Raw genomic sequence first — 18,402 nt, forward strand, 5'->3', positions numbered from 1 at the left:
GGCACCTGCGACGATAGGGGGCGTGGCAGGTATGAAAGGCAAGCAGAAGTCGGCCCGGGACATGATTCTCTCGCTCGGGCTCATCGTCCTCGCTGCCGGCGTGATCTGGATCTTCATTCCGCACGACGAAAGCGAACCGGACATGAAGCGGGTCGACTACCGGGTCGAGCTGCTCACCGCGCAGCGCGCCGCGTCGTACCCGGTGGCCGCGCCGGACGGTCTGACCGAGGACTGGAAGCCGACCTCCGTCCGCTTCCGGGGTGACGACGCCGACGCCTGGCACCTGGGCTTCCGCGCCCCGGACGGCGAGTACGTGGCGATCGAGCAGTCCACGAAGAAGCCGTCCGCGTTCATCGACGACGCCAGCCAGGGGGCGCGGGCGACCGAGCAGACCGAGGAGATCGGCGGCCGGACGTGGACGCGGTACACGGGCGGCCGGTACGACGCGCTGGTGCTGCCGGGGGCCGGGGACATGAAGGGCGCGACGACGGTCGTGGCCGGGACCGGGTCCTTCGAGCAGCTCGGCAAGATGGCGGCGGCGCTGAAGCTGACGTGAGGGATGACGGTGACGAAGCCCCCGGCGAGACGCCGGGGGCTTCGTCGTGTGTGCGCCGCGGCGCGGCTCAGACCGTGGTGACGACCTGGTCGTACGCCAGGCGCGGAGAGCGCGGGAACCAGGCGTCCGGGCCCGGGCGGCCGATGTTGACGACCATCAGCGGGGTGTGGTCGTCGTCCAGGAACTCCTTGCGGACGCCCTCGAAGTCGACGCCGGTCATCGGGCCGGCGGCCAGACCGGCGGCGCGGACGCCGACGATGAAGTACGCGGCCTGGAGGGACGCGTTGAGTGTCGCGGCACCCTCGCGGACCGGGCGCTCGCTGAAGAAGGCGTCCTTGACCTGGGGCGCGTGCGGGAAGAGGTCCGGCAGCTCCTCGTGGAACTCGTTGTCCGCCGACAGGATCGCGACCAGCGGGGCCGTGGCCGTCTTGGGCCGGTTGCCCTCGGACATGTGCGGGACGAGACGCTCGCGGGCCTCGGCGGAGCGGACCAGCGTGATGCGCAGCGGCGACTGGTTGAAGGCGGTCGGGCCGTACTTGACCAGGTCGTAGATCGCCTGCACCTGCGCGTCGGTCACCGGCTCGTCGGTGAAGGTGTTCGCGGTACGGGCCTCGCGGAACAGCAGGTCCTGGGCGGCAGGGTCAAGAACGAGAGACATGCGTGATCTTCCTTGGGGGGATGCGTCGGCTCCACGTGGGTCGGCCCGGAGCCGTTGACGGCGACGACACTACGCCGGAGAAGTTCAAGATTCAACCAAAAGGGGAACGTAGTGATCCACTTCACGGAGGCGGACCCGCGGCGCTCGTTGTGCCGCACTGAAAATCAAGTGACGCGGATCACGCTCGCACGGGAATCACTTCGCCGGCCGGTCGAGGTCCTACAGAGCGGTACACCGCCACTCGTACACAGGGAGCGCATCGACATGACCGCCACAGTGAAGGGCCCCGCCTCCTACTTCCCGGCGATCGAGAAGAAGTACGGCCGCCCGGTCGCGGAGTGGAAGGACCTCATCCGCTCCTCGCCGCTCACCAAGCACATGGAACTCGTCGCCTGGCTCAAGACGGAGCACGGCCTCGGCCACGGGCACGCCAACGCGCTCGTCGCGCACACACTGGCCGAGGGCTCGGCGAAGGGGGAGAGCTAGACGGTCGTCCCGCCTTCGGTCTCCTCGTCCGGGTCGGCCTCCTCGGCCAGCGCCGCGTCCAGGCGGGCCCGGGCGCCGTCCAGCCGGCGACGGCAGACCTTCGCCAGCTCCTCGCCCCGCTCCCACAGGGCGAGGGACTCCTCCAGCGTCGTACCACCGGCCTCCAGCCGCCGGACGACCTCGATCAGCTCGTCCCGCGCCTGCTCGTACCCGAGCGCCTCGGAAATCGCCGTCGGCTGCTCCACCTCGCTGGTCATCCACCCACCCTATGCGTCGACTCGTACGGAGAAATCGCCCTCGGACACGCGGGCCCGCAGGGTCTCGCCCGGCTCCACCTCGCCGGGATCGCGGACCGCGTGACCGTCGGCCCGCTGGAGCACGGCGTACCCGCGCTTGAGGGTCGCGGCGGGGGAGAGGGCCACCACGCGCGCGTGCGTGTGGGTCAGCTCGGAGTCGGCCCGGTCGAGGTGGTGCCGCAGCGAACGGCGGCCCCGCTCCAGCAGGGCCGTCACCTGCTCGGCCCGCTCGTCGATCATCCGGTGCGGATCCTGTATCGACGGCCGGGCCAGCGCGTGGGCCAGCCCCCGCTCCTCGCGGTCGACGAACGCCGCCACACAGCGCCGGGCACGGTCCCGCAGCAGCCGTACCCGCTCGTACTCCTCGCCGACGTCCGGCACCACCTTCTTCGCGGCGTCGGTCGGCGTGGAGGCGCGCAGGTCGGCGACCAGGTCGAGCAGGGGACTGTCCGGCTCGTGGCCGATCGCCGAGACGACCGGCGTACGGCACTGGGCGACCGCCCGCACCAACTGCTCGTCGGAGAACGGCAGCAGATCCTCCACGCTGCCGCCACCGCGCGCGACGACGATCACGTCCACGTCGTCCCTCGCGTCCAGCTCCTTCACCGCCTGCACCACCTGCGGCACCGCGTGCACACCCTGCACGGGGACGTTGCGCACCTCGAAGCGGACGGCGGGCCAGCGGTGCCGGGCGTTCTCCAGGACGTCACGCTCGGCCGCCGAGGCCCGCCCGCACACCAGTCCGATCAGCTGCGGCAGGAACGGCAGGGGCTTCTTGCGCTCCGCCGCGAACAGCCCCTCGCGCGCGAGCGCCTTCTTCAGCTGCTCCAGCCGCGCCAGCAGCTCCCCGACGCCCACCGGCTTGATCTCGGCGGCCCGCAGCGACAGCTGCCCCCGCGGCGCATACCACTCCGGTTTGGCGTGCACGACCACCCGAGCGCCCTCGCCGACCACGTCCGCGACGGCGTCGAACACCTGCCGGTAGCAGGTCACGCTCACCGAGATGTCGTACGACGGGTCGCGCAGCGTCAGGAACACCACACCGGCGCCCGGCCGCCGCGACAGCTGCGTGATCTGCCCCTCGACCCAGACCGCGCCGAGCCGGTCGATCCAGCCCCCGATCAGCCGTGACACCTCGCCCACGGGCAGCGGACTTTCGGGAGTCGAGTTGGCAGCCATGCGCCCGAGCGTAACGGCCGGGTCCGACAACCCGACCCGCCCCTGTCTCACGCCTTCGGGGTGTCGGTTTCCTGCTGGCCTCGTCGCCCCCACCACTGCACCGCCAGCACCACCAGGCCCACCGCCAGCCAGATCGCCCCGACCACCTGCGCGGTTCCCGACGCCTCCACGATCACCGCGACCGTGATCGCCGCGCCCAGCACCGGGATCAGCAGGTGCCGCCACCAGCTCACCGCGCCCGATCCGCGCCGGACCACGAACCAGCCCACCACGCTCGCGTGGAGCAGCGTGAACGCGGTCAGCGCACCCACGTTGACCACCGAGACCAGATGGTCGAGACCGTCGTCCCGGCGTGCCGCCCACACCGCCGCCGCCATCGTGATCACGGCCGACACCAGCAGCGCCACCCGCGGCACCCCCGAATCCGTCCGCGACAGCGCCCCCAGCAGCCGCCGGTCGCGGCCCATCGCGAACAGCAGCCGCCCGGCCGCCGCCTGCCCCGCCAGCGCCGCGAACGCCGCGCCGATCGCCTTGCTCACCGCCACCAGATCGTGCAGCCACGTGCCCACCGACGCGTCCACGGCGTCGTAGAACGCCGAGCCCTGCCGCTCCGGCTCCGCCGCCAGCCGCGCCGACGACACCGGCTCCAGCAGCGCCACCAGGTACGTCTGCGCCACGAACAGCACACCGGCCAGCGCCAGGCAGAACAGCAGCGCCCGCGCGACCTTCGCCGAACCCCCGGTGACCTCCTCCGCGAACGTCGCGATCGCGTCGAAGCCCAGGTACGACAGCACTGCCACCGACACCGCGCCGACCACCGCCGACAGCGCGAACGCCCCCTGCGTGCCGTCCCCGGACAGCGGTGACAGCCAGTCGCGCGTGGCGCCGTCCTGCGCCAGGACCACGATCGCCGTGGCCACGAACACCACCAGGACCACGATCTCCATCGCGAGCACCAGGAAGCCCACCCGGGCCGCCGCGCGCACCCCCCACAGGTTCAGCAGGGTCGTGACGACCACCGCGATCGCCGTCCACACCCACCGGGACACCTCGGGGACCAGCGCCTCCATCGCGATGCCGGAGAACAGGTAGGCCACCGCCGGGATGAGGACGTAGTCCAGCATCGCCATCCAGCCGGCGACGAAACCGGCCCCGTTGCCGAGCCCCGCGCGCGCGTAGGCGAACACCGACCCCGCCTGGGGGACGACCCGCACCATCTGGGCGTAGCTGAATGCGGTGAACGCCATCGCGATCGTGGCGACGACGTAGACGAGGGCCACCGCCCCGTGCGACTTGGCGTCCAGGGTGCCGAACACCCCGACCGGCGCCATGGGCGCGATGAACAGCAGCCCGTAGACGACCAGATCCCTGAAGCCGAGACTGCGCCTCAGCTGCTGTTCCTCACCGGCCCCCGGGGCCGTCGTACCCGTCTGCGACATCGTGCCTCCGCCAGCGCCTCGGACTCTGCCTCGCAACGTTCCCGCCAGTCTCCCCGGCAACGCCGCACCCACGCGATCTTTGACCCGCCGAACGCGGCCTTACGATGGGTGCCATGACTGCTTCGCCTGGCCGCCGTGTCCTGCTCGCCGCCCCCCGTGGCTACTGCGCGGGTGTGGACCGCGCCGTGATCGCCGTCGAGAAAGCCCTGGAGCAGTACGGGGCTCCGGTGTACGTCCGGCACGAGATCGTCCACAACAAGTACGTCGTCCAGACGCTGGAGAAGAAGGGCGCCGTCTTCGTCGAGCGGACGGAGGAGGTCCCCGAGGGGAACATCGTGATGTTCTCCGCGCACGGCGTGGCCCCCGTCGTCCACGAGGAGGCCGAGCGCGGCCGCCTCGCCACCATCGACGCCACCTGCCCGCTCGTCACCAAGGTGCACAAGGAAGCCGTCCGCTTCGCGAACGACGACTACGACATCCTCCTGATCGGCCACGAGGGCCACGAGGAGGTCATCGGCACCTCCGGCGAGGCCCCGGACCACATCCAGCTCGTCGACGGCCCCGAAGACGCGGCGAAGGTGGAGGTCCGCGACCCGTCGAAGGTGGTGTGGCTGTCGCAGACCACCCTCTCCGTCGACGAGACGATGGAGACCGTCGACGCCCTCAAGGACAAGTTCCCGCAGCTCATCTCCCCGCCGAGCGACGACATCTGCTACGCCACGCAGAACCGCCAGCTCGCGGTCAAGCAGATGGGCGCCGAGGCCGACCTGGTGATCGTCGTCGGCTCCCGCAACTCCTCCAACTCGAAGCGGCTCGTCGAGGTCGCCAAGCAGGCGGGTGCCCGCGACGCCCACCTCGTGGACTTCGCGGACGAGATCGACGCGGCCTGGCTGGACGGCGTCACCACGGTCGGCGTCACCTCCGGCGCCTCCGTCCCGGACGTCCTGGTCGAACAGGTCCTGGAGTGGCTGTCGCAGCGCGGCTTCGAGGACGTGGAGATCGTCAAGGCCGCCGAGGAGTCGATCATCTTCTCGCTGCCCAAGGAACTGCGCCGCGACCTGCGCGAGGAGGCGGCGTCCCTGGTGGCCGAGCGGGGCGGCTCGGGCGCGGCGGGTACGGCGGGTACGGCCGGTACCGCGGGTACGGCGGGGGAGTGACCGTCAGTCCTCCGTCGTAACGTAGGGCCATGCAGATCTTCGGCGTGGACATCGGCGGATCCGGGATCAAGGGCGCCCCTGTGGACCTCGACAGGGGCGAGCTGGCCCAGGAGCGCTGCAAGGTGCTGACCCCGCACCCGGCGACCCCCGACGGCGTGGCCGACGGGGTCAAGCAGGTCGTGGAGCACTTCGGCTGGACCGGCCCGGTCGGGCTCACCTTCCCGGGCGTGGTGACGGGCGGCGCCACGGTGCGCACCGCGGCCAACGTCGACAAGAGCTGGGTCGACACCGACGCGCGGGCCCTGTTCGCGCAGCGGCTGGGCGGACTGGACGTGACGGTCGTCAACGACGCGGACGCCGCGGGCGTCGCCGAGATGCACTTCGGCGCCGGTCGCGGCCGCAAGGGCACCGTCATCCTGCTCACCTTCGGCACCGGCATCGGCAGCGCCGTCTTCACCGACGGCGTCCTCGTCCCCAACAGCGAGCTGGGTCACCTGGAGCTGGACGGGCACGACGCGGAGAAGCGCGCCTCCAGCAAGGTCAAGGACGACCACGACATGTCGTGGGAGCACTGGGCCCACCGCGTCCAGAAGTACCTCGCCCACGTCGAGATGCTGTTCTCGCCGGAACTGTTCATCATCGGCGGCGGGGTCAGCCGGAAGTCACAGAAGTTCCTGCACTACATCGAGGGCATCCAGGCGGAGATCGTCCCCGCGCAGCTCCAGAACAACGCCGGGATCGTGGGGGCGGCGATGCGGGCGGCCGGCTGAGCGGGGCCGGTCAGGCCGGGGGCCGGTTGCGGGCGGCGGCGGCCCGTCGCCGCATCAGCCGGATCCGGCGGACGATCACGGTCGACCCGGCGACCAGCGTCCCGCCGTACAGCCATCCCGCCTCGGTGGCCAGCGCCGTCACGAGTCCCATCAGCCGACCGCCGATCCCCTCGCCGCTCTCGGCCACGGGCACCAGCCCCACGGCGAAGGCGATCGGCACGACGACCGGCGCGGTCAGCAGGTCGCCCCTGCGCACCCAGAGCGCGGTGAGCAGGCTCACCGGCACGAACAGCACGCCGTACACCGTCAGGGACGCGCCGAACAGAAGCTCGTCGAGGAAGGCGAGCACGAGCATCACGGCCGCGCAGAACAGGCCGCTGCCCAGGCCCGTCAGCCGGGGGTTGGGCAGCGCGCGCAGGGCACGCACCCCCCGCGCGACGGGTGAACCGGACGGCGTGGCCGGCCGCACCGCCACCGCGCGGCGCGGCCCCGCGCCCGCACGAGGCACCGCAGGCCGGGCGACAGCGGCCCCGCCCCGCCCCTGTGGGGGCAGCGGCGCCCGGCTTCGTCGCGGTACGTACTGCGGGGGTCGCGTCCTGTGTTGCTCCACTGGACCAACTTAGGTCGGTTTATGTGCCGAATAGGCCGACAGACACGCCGTCGGTCGCAGCCTGGGCAAGCGTTCGACTCGTCGCGGGTGCGGTACCGGCCACCCCGTAGACTGGTGGATCGGCCCATGCCTGGCCCGCCCCACCCCTCCGCATCCTCACGTACGGGAAGTCGCAACGTGTCGCTCACGATCGGAATCGTCGGTCTGCCGAATGTCGGCAAGTCGACCCTGTTCAACGCCCTGACCAAGAACGACGTGCTCGCGGCCAACTACCCGTTCGCCACGATCGAGCCCAACGTCGGCGTCGTGGGCGTCCCCGACCCCCGCCTGACGAAACTGGCCGAGATCTTCTCCTCCGACAAGATCCTCCCGGCCACGGTCGACTTCGTCGACATCGCGGGCATCGTGCGCGGCGCGAGCGAGGGCGAGGGCCTGGGCAACAAGTTCCTGGCCAACATCCGCGAGTCCGACGCGATCTGCCAGGTCATCCGCGCCTTCAAGGACGAGAACGTCGTGCACGTCGACGGCAAGGTCTCGCCCAAGGACGACATCGAGACGATCAACACCGAGCTGATCCTCGCCGACCTGCAGACCATCGAGAAGGCCCTGCCGCGCCTCCAGAAGGAGTCGCGGATCAAGAAGGACGTCCAGCCCAAGGTCAAGGCGATCGAGGAGGCCAAGGAGATCCTGGACAAGGGCGACACCCTCTCCTCCCGGGGCATCCTCCAGGGCACGGAGCGCGCGGAACTCCTCCACGACCTCCACCTCCTCACGACGAAGCCCTTCCTCTACGTCTTCAACGTCGACGAGGACGAGCTGACCGACGACGACTTCAAGAACGAGCAGCGGGCCCTGGTCGCCCCCGCCGAGGCGATCTTCCTCAACGCCAAGCTGGAGTCGGACCTCGCCGAGCTGGACGAGGACGAGGCTCTCGAACTCCTCCAGTCCGTCGGCCAGGAGGAGCCCGGCCTCGCCACCCTCGCCCACGTCGGCTTCCGCACCCTCGGCCTCCAGACCTACCTGACGGCCGGCCCCAAGGAATCCCGCGCCTGGACCATCAAGAAGGGCGCCACCGCCCCCGAGGCCGCCGGTGTCATCCACACCGACTTCCAGAAGGGCTTCATCAAGGCCGAGGTCATCTCCTTCGACGACCTCGTCGAGACCGGTTCGGTGACCGAGGCCCGCGCCAAGGGCAAGGCGCGGATGGAGGGCAAGGAGTACGTGATGCGGGACGGGGACGTGGTGGAGTTCCGCTTCAACGTGTAGCGGCTGACGTGTCACCACGTCGGCGATCTGGCAAAAATGCAGGTCAGAGAGGGCCCGGCTCTTCGGAGTCGGGCCCTTGGGTTTTCCCGTGGGGGATGGTGCTGGGATGGGACGAAGGTTCACCTGGGGCAGCCGGCCTTCGCCTGTTCTGGTCGCGCTGATCCTCGCCGCCCTCGCGTTGGGCCTGTTCGTGCGCCGCCAGTCGAAGCTGAGGCCGGGCACGCCCTGGTCCCGGTGGCCATCGGCAGCTTTGTCGCCGGCGGGGTCAGTTTTGGGATGGCTGCCAAGGCCTCGCCGCTGATCCAGCTGCGCATCGGCCTTGCACTCGAACTGGCGGCACCGCATCGGCACCGAGCCGCCCTCGCCGGCGAATCCGTTCCCGTCGCGGGGGACGGCGGTTGCCGATTGCCGAGCGCGCGAGCAGGCCGTGGAGGCTGCGGAGAAGTCCCTCAGGTCTCGGTCCCCGGCTGCCGCAGGTCGGTGAGGAGGTCGTCGAGCGTGCTGCCGAGGGCGGCGGCGTTGGCGTGGTCGAACCATGTGGTCCGGATGCGTTCGTTGTTGCCCTTGGGGGTTTCGTGGTCGGCGGCGAGTTGTTGCAGGGAGCGGGACTCGTCGCCCAGGGTGCGGCCGATGCCCTGGAAGAGGCCCCGCACATGGCGTTCCGCGTCGTCGGCGGGGATGCCGTGTCGGGCGGCCCACGAGGTGAGTGCGGTGAGGTACGCGTAGTGGGTGGTCAGCGTTCCGGTCAGTGCGGAGAAGACGTCGAAGGCTGCCTCGTCCGTGACCGGCAGCGCCCCGCCGAGCTGCTCGAAGAAGGCGTCGACGGCCGGGTGTGAGGGGTACGTCACGGTGACGGAGCGGCGTTCGCGCACGGAGGGGAGCGGGATGGCCCGCACCAGGGGGACGTCGGTGGCGAGTATGCCGCGCAGGTCGTCGTTCGGGACCCCTGCCATCACGTTGACCACCACCCTGGCGCCGTCCACCCGCAGACCGTTCAACGCCTCGTGCCGGTCCTGGCGGCGCACGGCGACGATGACCAACTCGGCGCAGTCCACGACCTGTTGGTTGTCGGCGCAGACGCGGACGCCGTCGTAGCGGTCCAAGAGTCCGCGGGCGGTGCGGGCGCCGCGTGGCGAGAGGAACACCTCGGGCGTCGGGCCGCCCGCCTCGCACAGGCCCTCCACCAGGGCCCGTCCGATCTCCCCCACCCCGATGATGCCGACGCGTTTCACGGTGTCGTCCTCCCTCGCTCCGTCAGGGTCGCGCGGAGGAATTCGAGGATCTCCGCGCGGGCGGGCTCGGCCTGCGACTGTACCTCCGGCAGGCTGAGGAAGGCGTGCACCGCCTCCGGGTATTCGGTGAGCCGCACCGTCGTCCCCGCCGCACTCAGCCGCTCCGCGTAGCGGCGCCCGTGATCGGCCACCGCGTCATGGGTCGGCACCACCACAAGCGCCGGGGCGACCGAGCCCAGGTCCTCGATGTGCAGCGGGGAGACCGTGCGTGCGTCGGTTCCCGGTGGCACGGCGAGGCGCTGGAACAGCCTCAGCTGGGCGACGGTGAGTCCCGGTCCGCCTCCGTACTCGGCCATCGAGGCGTGCGCGTACATCGTCCCGGTCACATCGGCCGCGGGGTTGACCAGCACCTGCGCCACGAGGGCCAGGCCGGCTTCCCTGGCCCGGACCGCCGACAGGGCGCTGATCAGCGCGCCGCAGCTCTCGCCGAACACGGCCACCCGGGCTGGGTCGACACCCCACCTCTCGGCGTTCCGCACCACGTCCTGGAGCACCCCCCAGCCGTCGTCGGTGGCCGCGGAAAGCGGGGTCTCCCGGTCGAGGAGCCGGTGCTCGACCGAGACGACCAGCGCGGGCAGCCGGGCGGCGAGGTGGCTGTTGGCCCAGTCGCACTGGGCCGCCGTGCCCACGAACCCGCCTCCGTGCACGTGCAGGACGAGGGGGAGCGGGGCCTGGGAGGCGCCGCTGGGCCGGTACACGCGCACCGGAACGTCACGGCCGGGCAGCGTCACCCGCTGCCAGTCGATCGTGGCGCCCGGATCGGGCTGCCCCAGGATCGACCGTGCCGCGCCGGACGCCCGCCAGTGGTTCTCCGCGACGCGGTAGGCGGCCAGGCTCTCGGCCGTCACCGACGACCAGTCCGGCTGGGGCGGCCGTGCCCCGGTAGTGATCATGCTCGTCTCGCTCATCTCTCTCCTCGGTCTCCTGCGTGCCGCTCGGTGGGCGATCGTGAAACCTACGCCGTAGGTTTCGCTGGGCACGCTAGGTTCTACGACGTAGGTTTGGCAAGGGGGATCGGGACGGGCGGGTAGGAGCGGATGTGGGCAGGCGCGCACGGGGAAACTCGGCGGGGCTCGATCGGGAGCGGATCGCCGCCGCGGCCGTCGCGCTCGTGGATCGCGACGGCCTCGAACGTTTCGGGGTACGGCGACTGGCCGAGGAGCTGGGGGTCGATCCGATGTCGATCTACCACCACGTCAAGGGCAAGGCCGCGCTGCTCGACGTGATCTCCGAGGCCGTGATCTCCGAGGTGGTGGCCGCTCCCGACGGCGCGCCGCACGACTGGGAGGACGTCGCCCGGCGGACGGCCCACTCCTACCGGGACATGGCTTACCGGCATCCTCGGGTGTTCCCGCTGCTGGTCACCCGTGCTCAGACCTCGCCGGTCGCCATTGCCGCCCTGGAGCGCCTGGTTGCCGCCATGCGTGCGGCCGGGTTGCCCGACCGAGTGGCCGCGGACGCCCCGATGCTGCTGTTCGGCTTTCTCAACGGGCACCTGCTGGCACGCACCGGCAGTGGCCCCGACGGGCCTGCTCCCGTGCCCGAGTTCGACCCCCGCACGTACCCGGGCATGGCCGCTCTGGTGCCCCGGTGGGCCGACTTCGGTTCCGTCGCGGAGTTCGACCGGATGCTCGACGTCGTGCTCGACGGGATCAGGAGTCAGGCGGCCCGCTCGGTCTGAGCCGGAGGCTTGTGTGCGGAGAACGTCAGCCGGCTGCCCACGCTCAGTGTGATGTCGACGTAGCCCAGCGTCTGAAGGCGTACGAGGAGTGCGGCCGGCTCCACCGGGTTGTAGGTGTCGCCCTCGTGGAAGGCGTGCAGCGACTGGCTCGGCAGGCTGTCGGCGCCGACCAGGACCCCGCCCGGCCTGAGCACCCGGAAGACCTCCGAGAGGAGGAGGTTCTGGAGAGCCGCGGTCGGGATGTGATGCAGCATCGTGAACGACGCCGCCGAGTCGAAGGAGTCGTCGGCGAACTCCAGGGCGGTACCGCTGCCTTGGCGGACCTCCACGTTCGTCCCGGCGAATCGGGCGGCCAGGAGCGACGCCGCCTCGGCCTCGAGCTCCACGGCCACCATGCGGTCGACCTTGGTCCGCAGCCATTCGGTCGCCGCTCCCGGACCGGGGCCGACTTCGAGCAGCTCCTTCCCGAGATCGGCCCGCTCGACGGCCAACGGCAGTACCTCGTTGTGGAGGTGGGCGGCCCACTCCGGGCTCGCGCACAGTTCCGCGTGATCGGTGTTCATGACGACCACGCTAGGCAGCGACGCCGCTGTCCAGAAGGACGTAACCTTCCAACCCATGTCGAGAAACGGACAGGACGGTGCGCTGGTCTCCATCGGGACGTTCCCCATGCCGGGGGGAACGCGGTTCACCCGGCACACCCACCGGACACATCAACTGGCCTGGGCCTCCCGTGGCACCTTGACGGTCGAGGTGGCCTCCCGGCGCTGGGTGCTGCCCACCACACGTGCCCTGTGGATCCCGTCCGGGGTGCCGCACGAGGTCGTGGTGGCCAGTCACACCACGATGACCTCGCTCTATCTGCCGAGGTCGCCGACTGGTGGTCCGGGGCGGTGGGACACGGTCCAGCCAGTCCAAGTTCCCGTGCTGCTCGCCGAGTTGATCGGCTACCTGGATGATCCGGACCTCGGCGCCGTGCGCCGGGCGCACGGTGAGGCGTTGCTCCTCGACCTGCTCCGGCCGGTGACGGCCACGGCACTCGAGACTCCGCTGCCCGCCGACCCGCGCGCCCGACGGGTCGCCCGGGAGCTGCTCGACGATCCGGCCAGTGCGCTCACGGTGGATGCGTGGGGGCGCCGGGTCGGTACCTCAGGGCGCACCCTCGCCAGGCTGTTCCTCGCCGACACCGGCATGTCGTTCGGCCGCTGGCGCACCCTCGTCCGCCTCCAGGCGGCGCTGCCCGCCCTGGCCGCCGGTGAGCCGCTCCGGCGCGTTTCAAGCGGCGTCGGCTACGAGACGGTCAGCGCGTTCGTCGCGGCGTTCCGACGCGAGACCGGCACCACCCCGGGCGCGTACTTCGGTGCGCGCGGACACCGGCATTCCTCCCCACCGCAGGCCCGCGCCTGACCCACCCCCTACCGGGGTATCACTGCGGCTTGGCTCCCCGGTGTGACGCGTCGGCCCTCACCGGCTCCCTACTTTCTGCTCGTCACCACGGACGAGACGGAGGGAGACGGTCGGAATGCGCCGCTTCAGGACGTTGCTGACCACCGCCGTACTGACCACGCTGCTGGTCGGTGGCGCGGCGGGCGGGGCCTCGGCGAGCAGTGAGAGCGCGCCGAGCGGCCCGCTGCCCGGTACCGCCGCCTGGCTGGCGGACGACACCCTGGGCAGGGAGCTGCCGGACCCCGCCACGGCCACCCCGTCGGAGGTGGCGGCCTTCTTCGCCGGTCTCACCGGGGCTCAGCGGCAGCGGCTCGTCGAGGACCACCCCACGGTGGTGGGCAACCTCGACGGCGCCCCCGTGCAGCTCCGCTACGAGGCCAACGCCCCGGCCGGCGACCATGTCCTGGCGTACGACCCGCGTGGCCGCGGCCTGATCGCGCGGGTCGCCGGTGACCTGGAGAACGCCGACCACGTCGCGGTGATCGTCCCCGGCTCGGACATCGACGTCTCGACGTTCGAGCGCACGGTTCAGCGCGCCGCCGACCTTCAGGACGAGGCGGGTGACGACACGGCCGTCATCGCCTGGGCCGGCTACACCACCCCCTCCGGTATCGGCCTGGATCTGGCGACGGGCCGGCTCGCCGAGGCGGGCGCCGAGCGGCTGACCCGTTTCACCGAGGGCCTGGACGCCGCCGGACTGCCCGACCCCTCCCTCTTCTGCCACAGCTACGGCTCGGTGGTCTGCGGCCTCGCCGCCGCCGACACCGACGCGAGCGACATCGTCGTGATGGGCTCGCCCGGCATGCGTGCGGACAGCGTCAACGCGCTCGGCACCGATGCGCACGTCTGGGCGGCGAAGTCCCCGGCCGACTGGATCGACCGCGTCCCCAACGTCGAGTTCCTGGGCCTGGGCCACGGCGCGGACCCCACCTCGCCCGGCTTCGGCGCGCGGGTCCTGCCCGCCGACGACGTCCCGGCGCACGACGAGTACTTCACGCCCGGCACCTCCACCCTGACCGCGTTCGCGGCGATCGCCGACGGAGACCAGTGATGAAGACCCTCAAGACCTTCAAGACCTCCAAGACCCTCAAGCCCCCCGCGAAGCTCGCGAAGCTCAGCGCGAAGATCGACGCCCGGACCCCCGCCCACCGCGACCGCGCCGTCGACGGGCTGCGCGCGCTGGCGCTCCTGGCCGTGCCGACCGGCCACTGGCTGGTCGGGGGCTTCACCCTGGACACCGGCGGCGGCCTGCACAACGCCAGCCCGCTGGTCACGTTCGACGCGCTGGCGCCGGCCAGCTGGCTCCTGCAGATGCTGGGCATCTTCTTCCTGGTCGGCGGCTACTCCTCGTACCTCTCCCATCAGCGCCGCAAGGGCTCGACCCGCCAGTGGATCACCGGCCGGCTGACCCGCCTGGGCCGCCCGGTCCTGGGCGCCACCGCCGTGTGCGCGCTGCTGCTGCCGACCCTGCACTACGGCTTCGGTGTCCCCACCGCCACCTTGCACACCGCGTCGACGCTGGTCGTCCAGCCCTTGTGGTTCGTCGGCGTCTACGCCGTGATCACGGCCCTCACGCCGTACTGCGTCCGCGCGTCCAGACGCCTGGGCTTCTGGGCCGCCGCCCCGCTGCTCGGCTCCGTCGCGGTGGTCGACTTCCTGCGTTACGGGCCGTACGCGGACGCGATGCCGTCCTGGCTGAGTCTGCTCAACCTGCTTCCCGGCTGGATGTTCGCCTACCAGCTCGGCGTGTCCTGGGCGGACAGGCGGCTGGGCCGGCGCGAGGCGTGGCTGCTGCTCGCCGGCGGCGCGGCCCTGTTCGCCACCCTGCTGCTCGCCTTCCACTACCCGATGTCGATGGTGGGGGTGCCCGGCGAGGCCCGTACCAACTCCCACCCGCCGTCCCTGCTGGTCCTGGCGCTCGCGGCCGCCCAGTCCGGCGCGGCGATCCTGCTGCGCGACCGGCTGGCCCGGCTGCTGCGCCGCCCCGTCCTGTGGACCCCGGTGGTGATCATCAACCTGTCCGCGATGACGATCCTGTGCTGGCACCAGGTGGGGATGCTCGCCGCCGCGGTCCCCGCCTCGTACGTCGGGGAGATCCCCGGGCTGACCGCGGCGCCGGACACGGCCGGATGGGTCCTCGCGCGGCTCGCCTGGATGCCGCTCTTCGCGGGACTGCTCGTGGTGATCGCGAAGTTCGCCCGGCCCCTGGAGAGCCCGTGGGCGCGCGCCGGCACGGTCCGTCGGGCGGCTGCGGGCGTCCTGGCGGCGGGCTTCGGCTACTTCGCGCTGGCGGCCTGAGGGACGGCCCCCGCCGCCGTATCCCTCCCGGACGGGCCACGCGCCCCGCGTCCACGCCGTCCACCACTCACCGTTCACCACCCACCGAACACAGGAGTACACCCATGTCCCCGGTCGGCGAAACCGCTCTGCCGCACCCCGAGAACGCCACCGCGACGCAGCCCCCACCGGACCCGGGCAGCGAGTTCACGCCGCTGCTGCGCGACGTCAAGGGACAGGGGCTGCTCGACCGGCGCCGCGGCTGGTACGCGCGCATGATCACGCTCAACGCACTCGGTCTGGCCGCCGTCGTCACCGGCATGGCGCTCGTCGGCGGCTCCTGGTGGGTCCTCGCGCTGGCCCCCGTCCTTGCCGTCCTGTGTGCCCGCACGGCGTTCGTCGGCCACGACGCGGGCCATGCCCAGATCAGCGACAGCCGTGCCACCAACCGCCGCATCCAGCTCATCCACGGCAACCTGCTGCTCGGCATGAGCAGCGCGTGGTGGAACGACAAGCACAACCGCCACCACGCCAACCCCAACCACATCGACAAGGACCCCGACGTCGCCGCCGACGTCCTCGTCTTCACCAGCGGGCAGGCCGTCTCCCGCACGGGCTTTCGCGGCTGGCTCACCCGCCACCAGGCATGGCTGTTCTTCCCCCTGACCCTCCTCGAAGGGCTCGCCCTGAAGCTCTACGGCTTCCAGGACCTGCGCCGTCAGACCGGCCGCGAGCGCCTGGTCGAGGGCGCGCTCCTCGTCGCCCACGTCGCCGGGTACGTGACCCTGCTCCTGACGACCATGCCGCTCACGCACGCCCTCGTCTTCGCCGCGCTCCACCAGGTTCTGTTCGGGCTGCACCTGGGTATGGCCTTCGCGCCCAACCACAAGGGGATGGACATGCCCGACCCCGACGGCGAGAAGTGGGGGCACCTGCGCCGCCAGGTCCTCACGTCCCGCAACGTCAGGGGCAGCTTCCTCACCGACTGGTTCCTCGGCGGTCTGAACTACCAGATCGAGCACCACCTGTTCCCCAGCATGCCCCGCCCGCACCTCGGGCTCGCCCAGTCCATGGTGAAGGCGCGCTGCCGCGACCTCGGCATCCCCTACGCGGAGACCGGCCTCGTCGACTCCTACCGGCAGGCGCTGCGGCACATGCACAAAGTGGGAGAACCGCTGCGTGCCGACATCTGAGGAGCCGTCGCCTTGCGCTTGTCCGGACGGCGTCGCGGCGCACATAGGCTGGTGCGCATGACCTCAGTGGAGGAGGAACGCCCGCGCGCGCTGCTCGCGGGGGCGTCGCGGCGGTGGGTGCGGCTGCTGCCGTGGGCCGTGGCGTTCGTGCTGTGCGTCGCCCTGCTGCCCACGACCATCGTCGTCCTCACCGCCGACTACGGCCTGAACGGCAGTGTCGCCGCCGGGCTGGCCGTCGCGCAGGCCGCGCCGCTGCTGCTCGCCGTCGTACGGCCGCTGCAGGCCTGGTACGTGGTCTTCGTGGCGGACGTGGCCGGCGCGCTCGCCCTGCTCGGCGTCGACTTCGAGGAGCGGCTGCTGTGGCCGTTCCCGCCCATGGAGCTCGTCGGGTACGTCGGCCTCTGCCTCGCCCTGGGCCTGCGCGAGCGGCGCCGGACGCTGCTGCTGGTGTGGCTGGCCACGGCGGCCGCGAACGTGGCCCTGGGCTTCGTCGAGCCCCACAGCTCCGGCGCCAAGGGCCTGCTGTTCACCATCCTCGGGGGCGTCGCGCTCCTGCTGGGCGGTGCGCTGCGTGAGCGGTCCGAGGTGCAGCGCAGGCTGGTCGAGCAGGAGACGATCAGCGAGGCCGAGCGCGGGCGTCGGACGCTCCTTGAGGAGCGCGCCCGGATCGCCCGCGAGCTGCACGACGTGGTGGCGCACCACATGTCCGTCATCACGGTGCAGGCGGACACCGCGGAGTACCGCCTCGACACGCTGCCGCCCGACGTACGGGAGGAGTTCACCTCCATCGCGGCGACCGCGCGCGAGTCGCTCGGCGAGATGCGACGCCTTCTCGGCGTGCTGCGCAACGAGGAGGCGCACGGCGAGCTGGTGCCCCAGCCGGGCCTGGCGCAGATCGGGCAGCTGGTGGAGGCGACGGCGAGGGCGGGCGGGTCGGTGGAGTTCACCCCCTGCGACGTCGAGGTGCCCGAGGCGGTCGGCCTGTCCGCGTACCGGATCGTCCAGGAGGCCCTCGCGAACGTCGTGCGGCACGCGCCGGGAGCACGCACGCAGGTGTCGCTGTCGGTGTCGGAGCCCGGCCCGGAGGCGGGCGCGCGGCTGATCGTGCTGGTCGTCAACGGGCCGCCGCCGGAGCCGCCCGCCGGGCCCCTCGAATCGAGCGGCACCGGGCACGGCCTCGTCGGCATGCGCGAGCGGGTACGGATCATCGGCGGCACCCTCGACACGGGGCCGCTGCCGGACGGCGGATTCCGGGTCGCCGCCCAACTTCCCCTTATCGAAAAGGACTTCACGTGACGACGCGCGTCATCATCGTCGACGACCAGGCCATGGTGCGGGCCGGTTTCGCCGCGCTGCTGGCCGCCCAGAGCGACATCGACGTGGTGGGCGAGGCCCCCGACGGCGTGCAGGGCGTCGAGCTGAGCCGCCGTACCCATCCCGACGTCGTGCTGATGGACGTCCGGATGCCCGAGATGGACGGCCTGGAGGCCGCGCGCCGCCTCCTGGACCCGCCGCCGGGCGTCACCCACCGGCCGCGCGTCCTGATGCTCACCACCTTCGACGTCGACGACTACGTCTACGAGGCGCTGCGGGCGGGCGCGAGCGGCTTCCTGCTCAAGGACGCGCCGCCGGCCGACCTCATTGCGGCGGTCCGTGTCGTGGCCTCGGGCGACGCGCTGCTCGCCCCCTCCGTCACGCGCCGCCTCATCGCGGACTTCGCCAAGCAGCGTCCCGCCGCCCGGGGCAAGCCGGCGCTGCGCCTCAAGGGCCTGACCGAACGCGAGACCGAGGTCCTCACCCTGGTCGCGCGCGGTCAGTCGAACGGGGAGATCGCCCAGACGCTGGTGCTGGCCGAGCAGACGGTGAAGACGCACGTCAGCCGCGTCCTCACCAAGCTCGACCTGCGCGACCGCGCCCAGGCGGTGGTCTTCGCCTACGAGTCGGGGCTGGTCGCACCGGGCGAGTAGGAGCCGCCGCCCCCACCCTTCCTGCTCCACCCCCTACCGCGGTAGCACCTCCACATTGGCTCCCCGGTATGACGCCCGGCGCACAGCCGTCCCCGCACTCTTCACCCGTCACAGAAAGTGCGCGTAAGA

At 71.6% G+C, this 18,402-nt stretch carries 20 protein-coding genes; 12 read left to right on the top strand and 8 right to left on the bottom strand.

The window, feature by feature from the left end; genetic code table 11:
• Window positions 1–22 precede the first annotated feature (22 nt).
• Entirely contained in the window at window positions 23–556 is a 534-nt protein-coding gene (locus ACGH7X_RS25185; protein ID WP_399888192.1) for a DUF4245 domain-containing protein, read from the top strand.
• A gap of 67 nt (window positions 557–623) precedes the next feature.
• On the opposite strand, the gene ACGH7X_RS25190 is transcribed toward ACGH7X_RS25185, so the two are convergent.
• Window positions 624–1,214, bottom strand: coding sequence for a malonic semialdehyde reductase (locus ACGH7X_RS25190; RefSeq protein WP_399888194.1), 591 nt, complete (start codon window positions 1,212–1,214; stop codon window positions 624–626).
• A 264-nt stretch (window positions 1,215–1,478) separates the two neighbouring features.
• On the opposite strand from ACGH7X_RS25190, the gene ACGH7X_RS25195 reads away from it, so the two are divergent.
• Complete coding sequence (locus tag ACGH7X_RS25195; RefSeq protein ID WP_399888196.1) at window positions 1,479–1,700, top strand: DUF4287 domain-containing protein; 222 nt, start codon at window positions 1,479–1,481, stop codon at window positions 1,698–1,700.
• Here ACGH7X_RS25195 and ACGH7X_RS25200 read toward each other — a convergent pair.
• The 3 genes from ACGH7X_RS25200 to ACGH7X_RS25210 are packed head-to-tail and all read right to left on the bottom strand — an operon-like array spanning window position 1,697 to window position 4,614.
• A complete protein-coding gene (locus ACGH7X_RS25200) occupies window positions 1,697–1,957 on the bottom strand; it encodes an exodeoxyribonuclease VII small subunit (RefSeq protein ID WP_399888198.1) in 261 nt (86 codons plus the stop codon). The genes ACGH7X_RS25195 and ACGH7X_RS25200 overlap by 4 nt on opposite strands.
• Window positions 1,958–1,966: 9 nt before the next feature.
• The gene (xseA, locus tag ACGH7X_RS25205) at window positions 1,967–3,175 is read right to left on the bottom strand and encodes an exodeoxyribonuclease VII large subunit (protein WP_399888200.1); all 1,209 of its coding nucleotides are present in this window, start codon (window positions 3,173–3,175) and stop codon (window positions 1,967–1,969) included.
• Window positions 3,176–3,222: 47 nt separating this feature from the next.
• A complete protein-coding gene (locus ACGH7X_RS25210) occupies window positions 3,223–4,614 on the bottom strand; it encodes an APC family permease (protein WP_399888202.1) in 1,392 nt (463 codons plus the stop codon).
• 104 nt (window positions 4,615–4,718) lie between these two features.
• Here ACGH7X_RS25210 and ACGH7X_RS25215 point away from each other — a divergent pair, with 104 nt between their 5' ends.
• Window positions 4,719–5,771, top strand: a complete 1,053-nt coding sequence (locus tag ACGH7X_RS25215) for a 4-hydroxy-3-methylbut-2-enyl diphosphate reductase (protein WP_399888204.1) — start codon at window positions 4,719–4,721, stop codon at window positions 5,769–5,771.
• Between the two features lie 29 nt (window positions 5,772–5,800).
• Window positions 5,801–6,541 (top strand): polyphosphate--glucose phosphotransferase, encoded by a 741-nt coding sequence (gene ppgK / locus ACGH7X_RS25220; protein ID WP_399888206.1) that lies wholly within the window; start codon window positions 5,801–5,803, stop codon window positions 6,539–6,541.
• 10 nt (window positions 6,542–6,551) lie between these two features.
• Here ppgK and ACGH7X_RS25225 read toward each other — a convergent pair whose 3' ends face one another.
• Complete coding sequence (locus ACGH7X_RS25225) at window positions 6,552–7,151, bottom strand: DUF6542 domain-containing protein (protein ID WP_399888208.1); 600 nt, start codon at window positions 7,149–7,151, stop codon at window positions 6,552–6,554.
• Between the two features lie 177 nt (window positions 7,152–7,328).
• On the opposite strand from ACGH7X_RS25225, the gene ychF reads away from it, so the two are divergent.
• A complete protein-coding gene (gene ychF, locus ACGH7X_RS25230) occupies window positions 7,329–8,417 on the top strand; it encodes a redox-regulated ATPase YchF (protein ID WP_399888210.1) in 1,089 nt (362 codons plus the stop codon).
• A 449-nt stretch (window positions 8,418–8,866) separates the two neighbouring features.
• Here ychF and ACGH7X_RS25235 read toward each other — a convergent pair whose 3' ends face one another.
• On the bottom strand, window positions 8,867–9,649 hold the full coding sequence (locus tag ACGH7X_RS25235) for an NAD(P)-binding domain-containing protein (protein WP_399888212.1): 783 nt from the start codon (window positions 9,647–9,649) through the stop codon (window positions 8,867–8,869).
• A complete protein-coding gene (locus ACGH7X_RS25240) occupies window positions 9,646–10,617 on the bottom strand; it encodes an alpha/beta hydrolase (RefSeq protein WP_399888214.1) in 972 nt (323 codons plus the stop codon). Before ACGH7X_RS25240 ends, ACGH7X_RS25235 begins: the two co-directional genes overlap by 4 nt.
• A 131-nt stretch (window positions 10,618–10,748) precedes the next feature.
• On the opposite strand from ACGH7X_RS25240, the gene ACGH7X_RS25245 reads away from it, so the two are divergent.
• Window positions 10,749–11,390, top strand: coding sequence for a TetR/AcrR family transcriptional regulator (locus ACGH7X_RS25245; protein WP_399888216.1), 642 nt, complete (start codon window positions 10,749–10,751; stop codon window positions 11,388–11,390).
• Here ACGH7X_RS25245 and ACGH7X_RS25250 read toward each other — a convergent pair.
• Window positions 11,369–11,953, bottom strand: coding sequence for a class I SAM-dependent methyltransferase (locus tag ACGH7X_RS25250; RefSeq protein WP_399888218.1), 585 nt, complete (start codon window positions 11,951–11,953; stop codon window positions 11,369–11,371). The genes ACGH7X_RS25245 and ACGH7X_RS25250 overlap by 22 nt on opposite strands.
• Window positions 11,954–12,008: 55 nt before the next feature.
• Between ACGH7X_RS25250 and ACGH7X_RS25255 the strand changes: the two genes are divergently transcribed.
• The 6 genes from ACGH7X_RS25255 to ACGH7X_RS25280 all read left to right on the top strand — a co-directional run bounded on the left by ACGH7X_RS25255 (window position 12,009) and on the right by ACGH7X_RS25280 (window position 18,273).
• Window positions 12,009–12,797, top strand: a complete 789-nt coding sequence (locus ACGH7X_RS25255) for an AraC family transcriptional regulator (RefSeq protein ID WP_399888221.1) — start codon at window positions 12,009–12,011, stop codon at window positions 12,795–12,797.
• 115 nt (window positions 12,798–12,912) lie between these two features.
• Window positions 12,913–13,887: an alpha/beta hydrolase gene (locus ACGH7X_RS25260; protein ID WP_399888224.1), complete on the top strand. Its 975-nt coding sequence runs from the start codon at window positions 12,913–12,915 to the stop codon at window positions 13,885–13,887.
• Window positions 13,887–15,134, top strand: coding sequence for an acyltransferase (locus tag ACGH7X_RS25265; protein WP_399888227.1), 1,248 nt, complete (start codon window positions 13,887–13,889; stop codon window positions 15,132–15,134). Before ACGH7X_RS25260 ends, ACGH7X_RS25265 begins: the two co-directional genes overlap by 1 nt.
• Window positions 15,135–15,238: 104 nt before the next feature.
• Complete coding sequence (locus tag ACGH7X_RS25270) at window positions 15,239–16,306, top strand: fatty acid desaturase family protein (protein WP_399888231.1); 1,068 nt, start codon at window positions 15,239–15,241, stop codon at window positions 16,304–16,306.
• Between the two features lie 57 nt (window positions 16,307–16,363).
• On the top strand, window positions 16,364–17,602 hold the full coding sequence (locus ACGH7X_RS25275) for a sensor histidine kinase (RefSeq protein ID WP_399888235.1): 1,239 nt from the start codon (window positions 16,364–16,366) through the stop codon (window positions 17,600–17,602).
• On the top strand, window positions 17,599–18,273 hold the full coding sequence (locus tag ACGH7X_RS25280; RefSeq protein ID WP_399888238.1) for a response regulator: 675 nt from the start codon (window positions 17,599–17,601) through the stop codon (window positions 18,271–18,273). Before ACGH7X_RS25275 ends, ACGH7X_RS25280 begins: the two co-directional genes overlap by 4 nt.
• The last annotated feature ends 129 nt before the right edge of the window (window positions 18,274–18,402 follow it).

Origin of the sequence: Streptomyces sp. BBFR51, from assembly GCF_044591655.1 — a bacterium.
In the GTDB taxonomy this organism is placed as follows: Bacteria; Actinomycetota; Actinomycetes; order Streptomycetales; family Streptomycetaceae; genus Streptomyces.

Excerpts from the sequence above, each read along its gene's own strand:
- ACGH7X_RS25190 (WP_399888194.1), bottom strand. The coding sequence starts at position 1,214 with ATGTCTCTCGTTCTTGACCCTGCCGCCCAGGACCTGCTGTTCCGCGAG.
- xseA (WP_399888200.1), bottom strand. The coding sequence starts at position 3,175 with ATGGCTGCCAACTCGACTCCCGAAAGTCCGCTGCCCGTGGGCGAGGTG.
- ppgK (WP_399888206.1), top strand. The coding sequence starts at position 5,801 with ATGCAGATCTTCGGCGTGGACATCGGCGGATCCGGGATCAAGGGCGCC.
- ACGH7X_RS25215 (WP_399888204.1), top strand. The coding sequence starts at position 4,719 with ATGGGTGCCATGACTGCTTCGCCTGGCCGCCGTGTCCTGCTCGCCGCC.
- ACGH7X_RS25200 (WP_399888198.1), bottom strand. The coding sequence starts at position 1,957 with ATGACCAGCGAGGTGGAGCAGCCGACGGCGATTTCCGAGGCGCTCGGG.
- ACGH7X_RS25250 (WP_399888218.1), bottom strand. The coding sequence starts at position 11,953 with ATGAACACCGATCACGCGGAACTGTGCGCGAGCCCGGAGTGGGCCGCC.
- ACGH7X_RS25255 (WP_399888221.1), top strand. The coding sequence starts at position 12,009 with ATGTCGAGAAACGGACAGGACGGTGCGCTGGTCTCCATCGGGACGTTC.
- ACGH7X_RS25260 (WP_399888224.1), top strand. The coding sequence starts at position 12,913 with ATGCGCCGCTTCAGGACGTTGCTGACCACCGCCGTACTGACCACGCTG.
- ACGH7X_RS25275 (WP_399888235.1), top strand. The coding sequence starts at position 16,364 with ATGACCTCAGTGGAGGAGGAACGCCCGCGCGCGCTGCTCGCGGGGGCG.
- ACGH7X_RS25265 (WP_399888227.1), top strand. The coding sequence starts at position 13,887 with ATGAAGACCCTCAAGACCTTCAAGACCTCCAAGACCCTCAAGCCCCCC.
- ACGH7X_RS25270 (WP_399888231.1), top strand. The coding sequence starts at position 15,239 with ATGTCCCCGGTCGGCGAAACCGCTCTGCCGCACCCCGAGAACGCCACC.
- ACGH7X_RS25195 (WP_399888196.1), top strand. The coding sequence starts at position 1,479 with ATGACCGCCACAGTGAAGGGCCCCGCCTCCTACTTCCCGGCGATCGAG.
- ACGH7X_RS25240 (WP_399888214.1), bottom strand. The coding sequence starts at position 10,617 with ATGAGCGAGACGAGCATGATCACTACCGGGGCACGGCCGCCCCAGCCG.
- ACGH7X_RS25210 (WP_399888202.1), bottom strand. The coding sequence starts at position 4,614 with ATGTCGCAGACGGGTACGACGGCCCCGGGGGCCGGTGAGGAACAGCAG.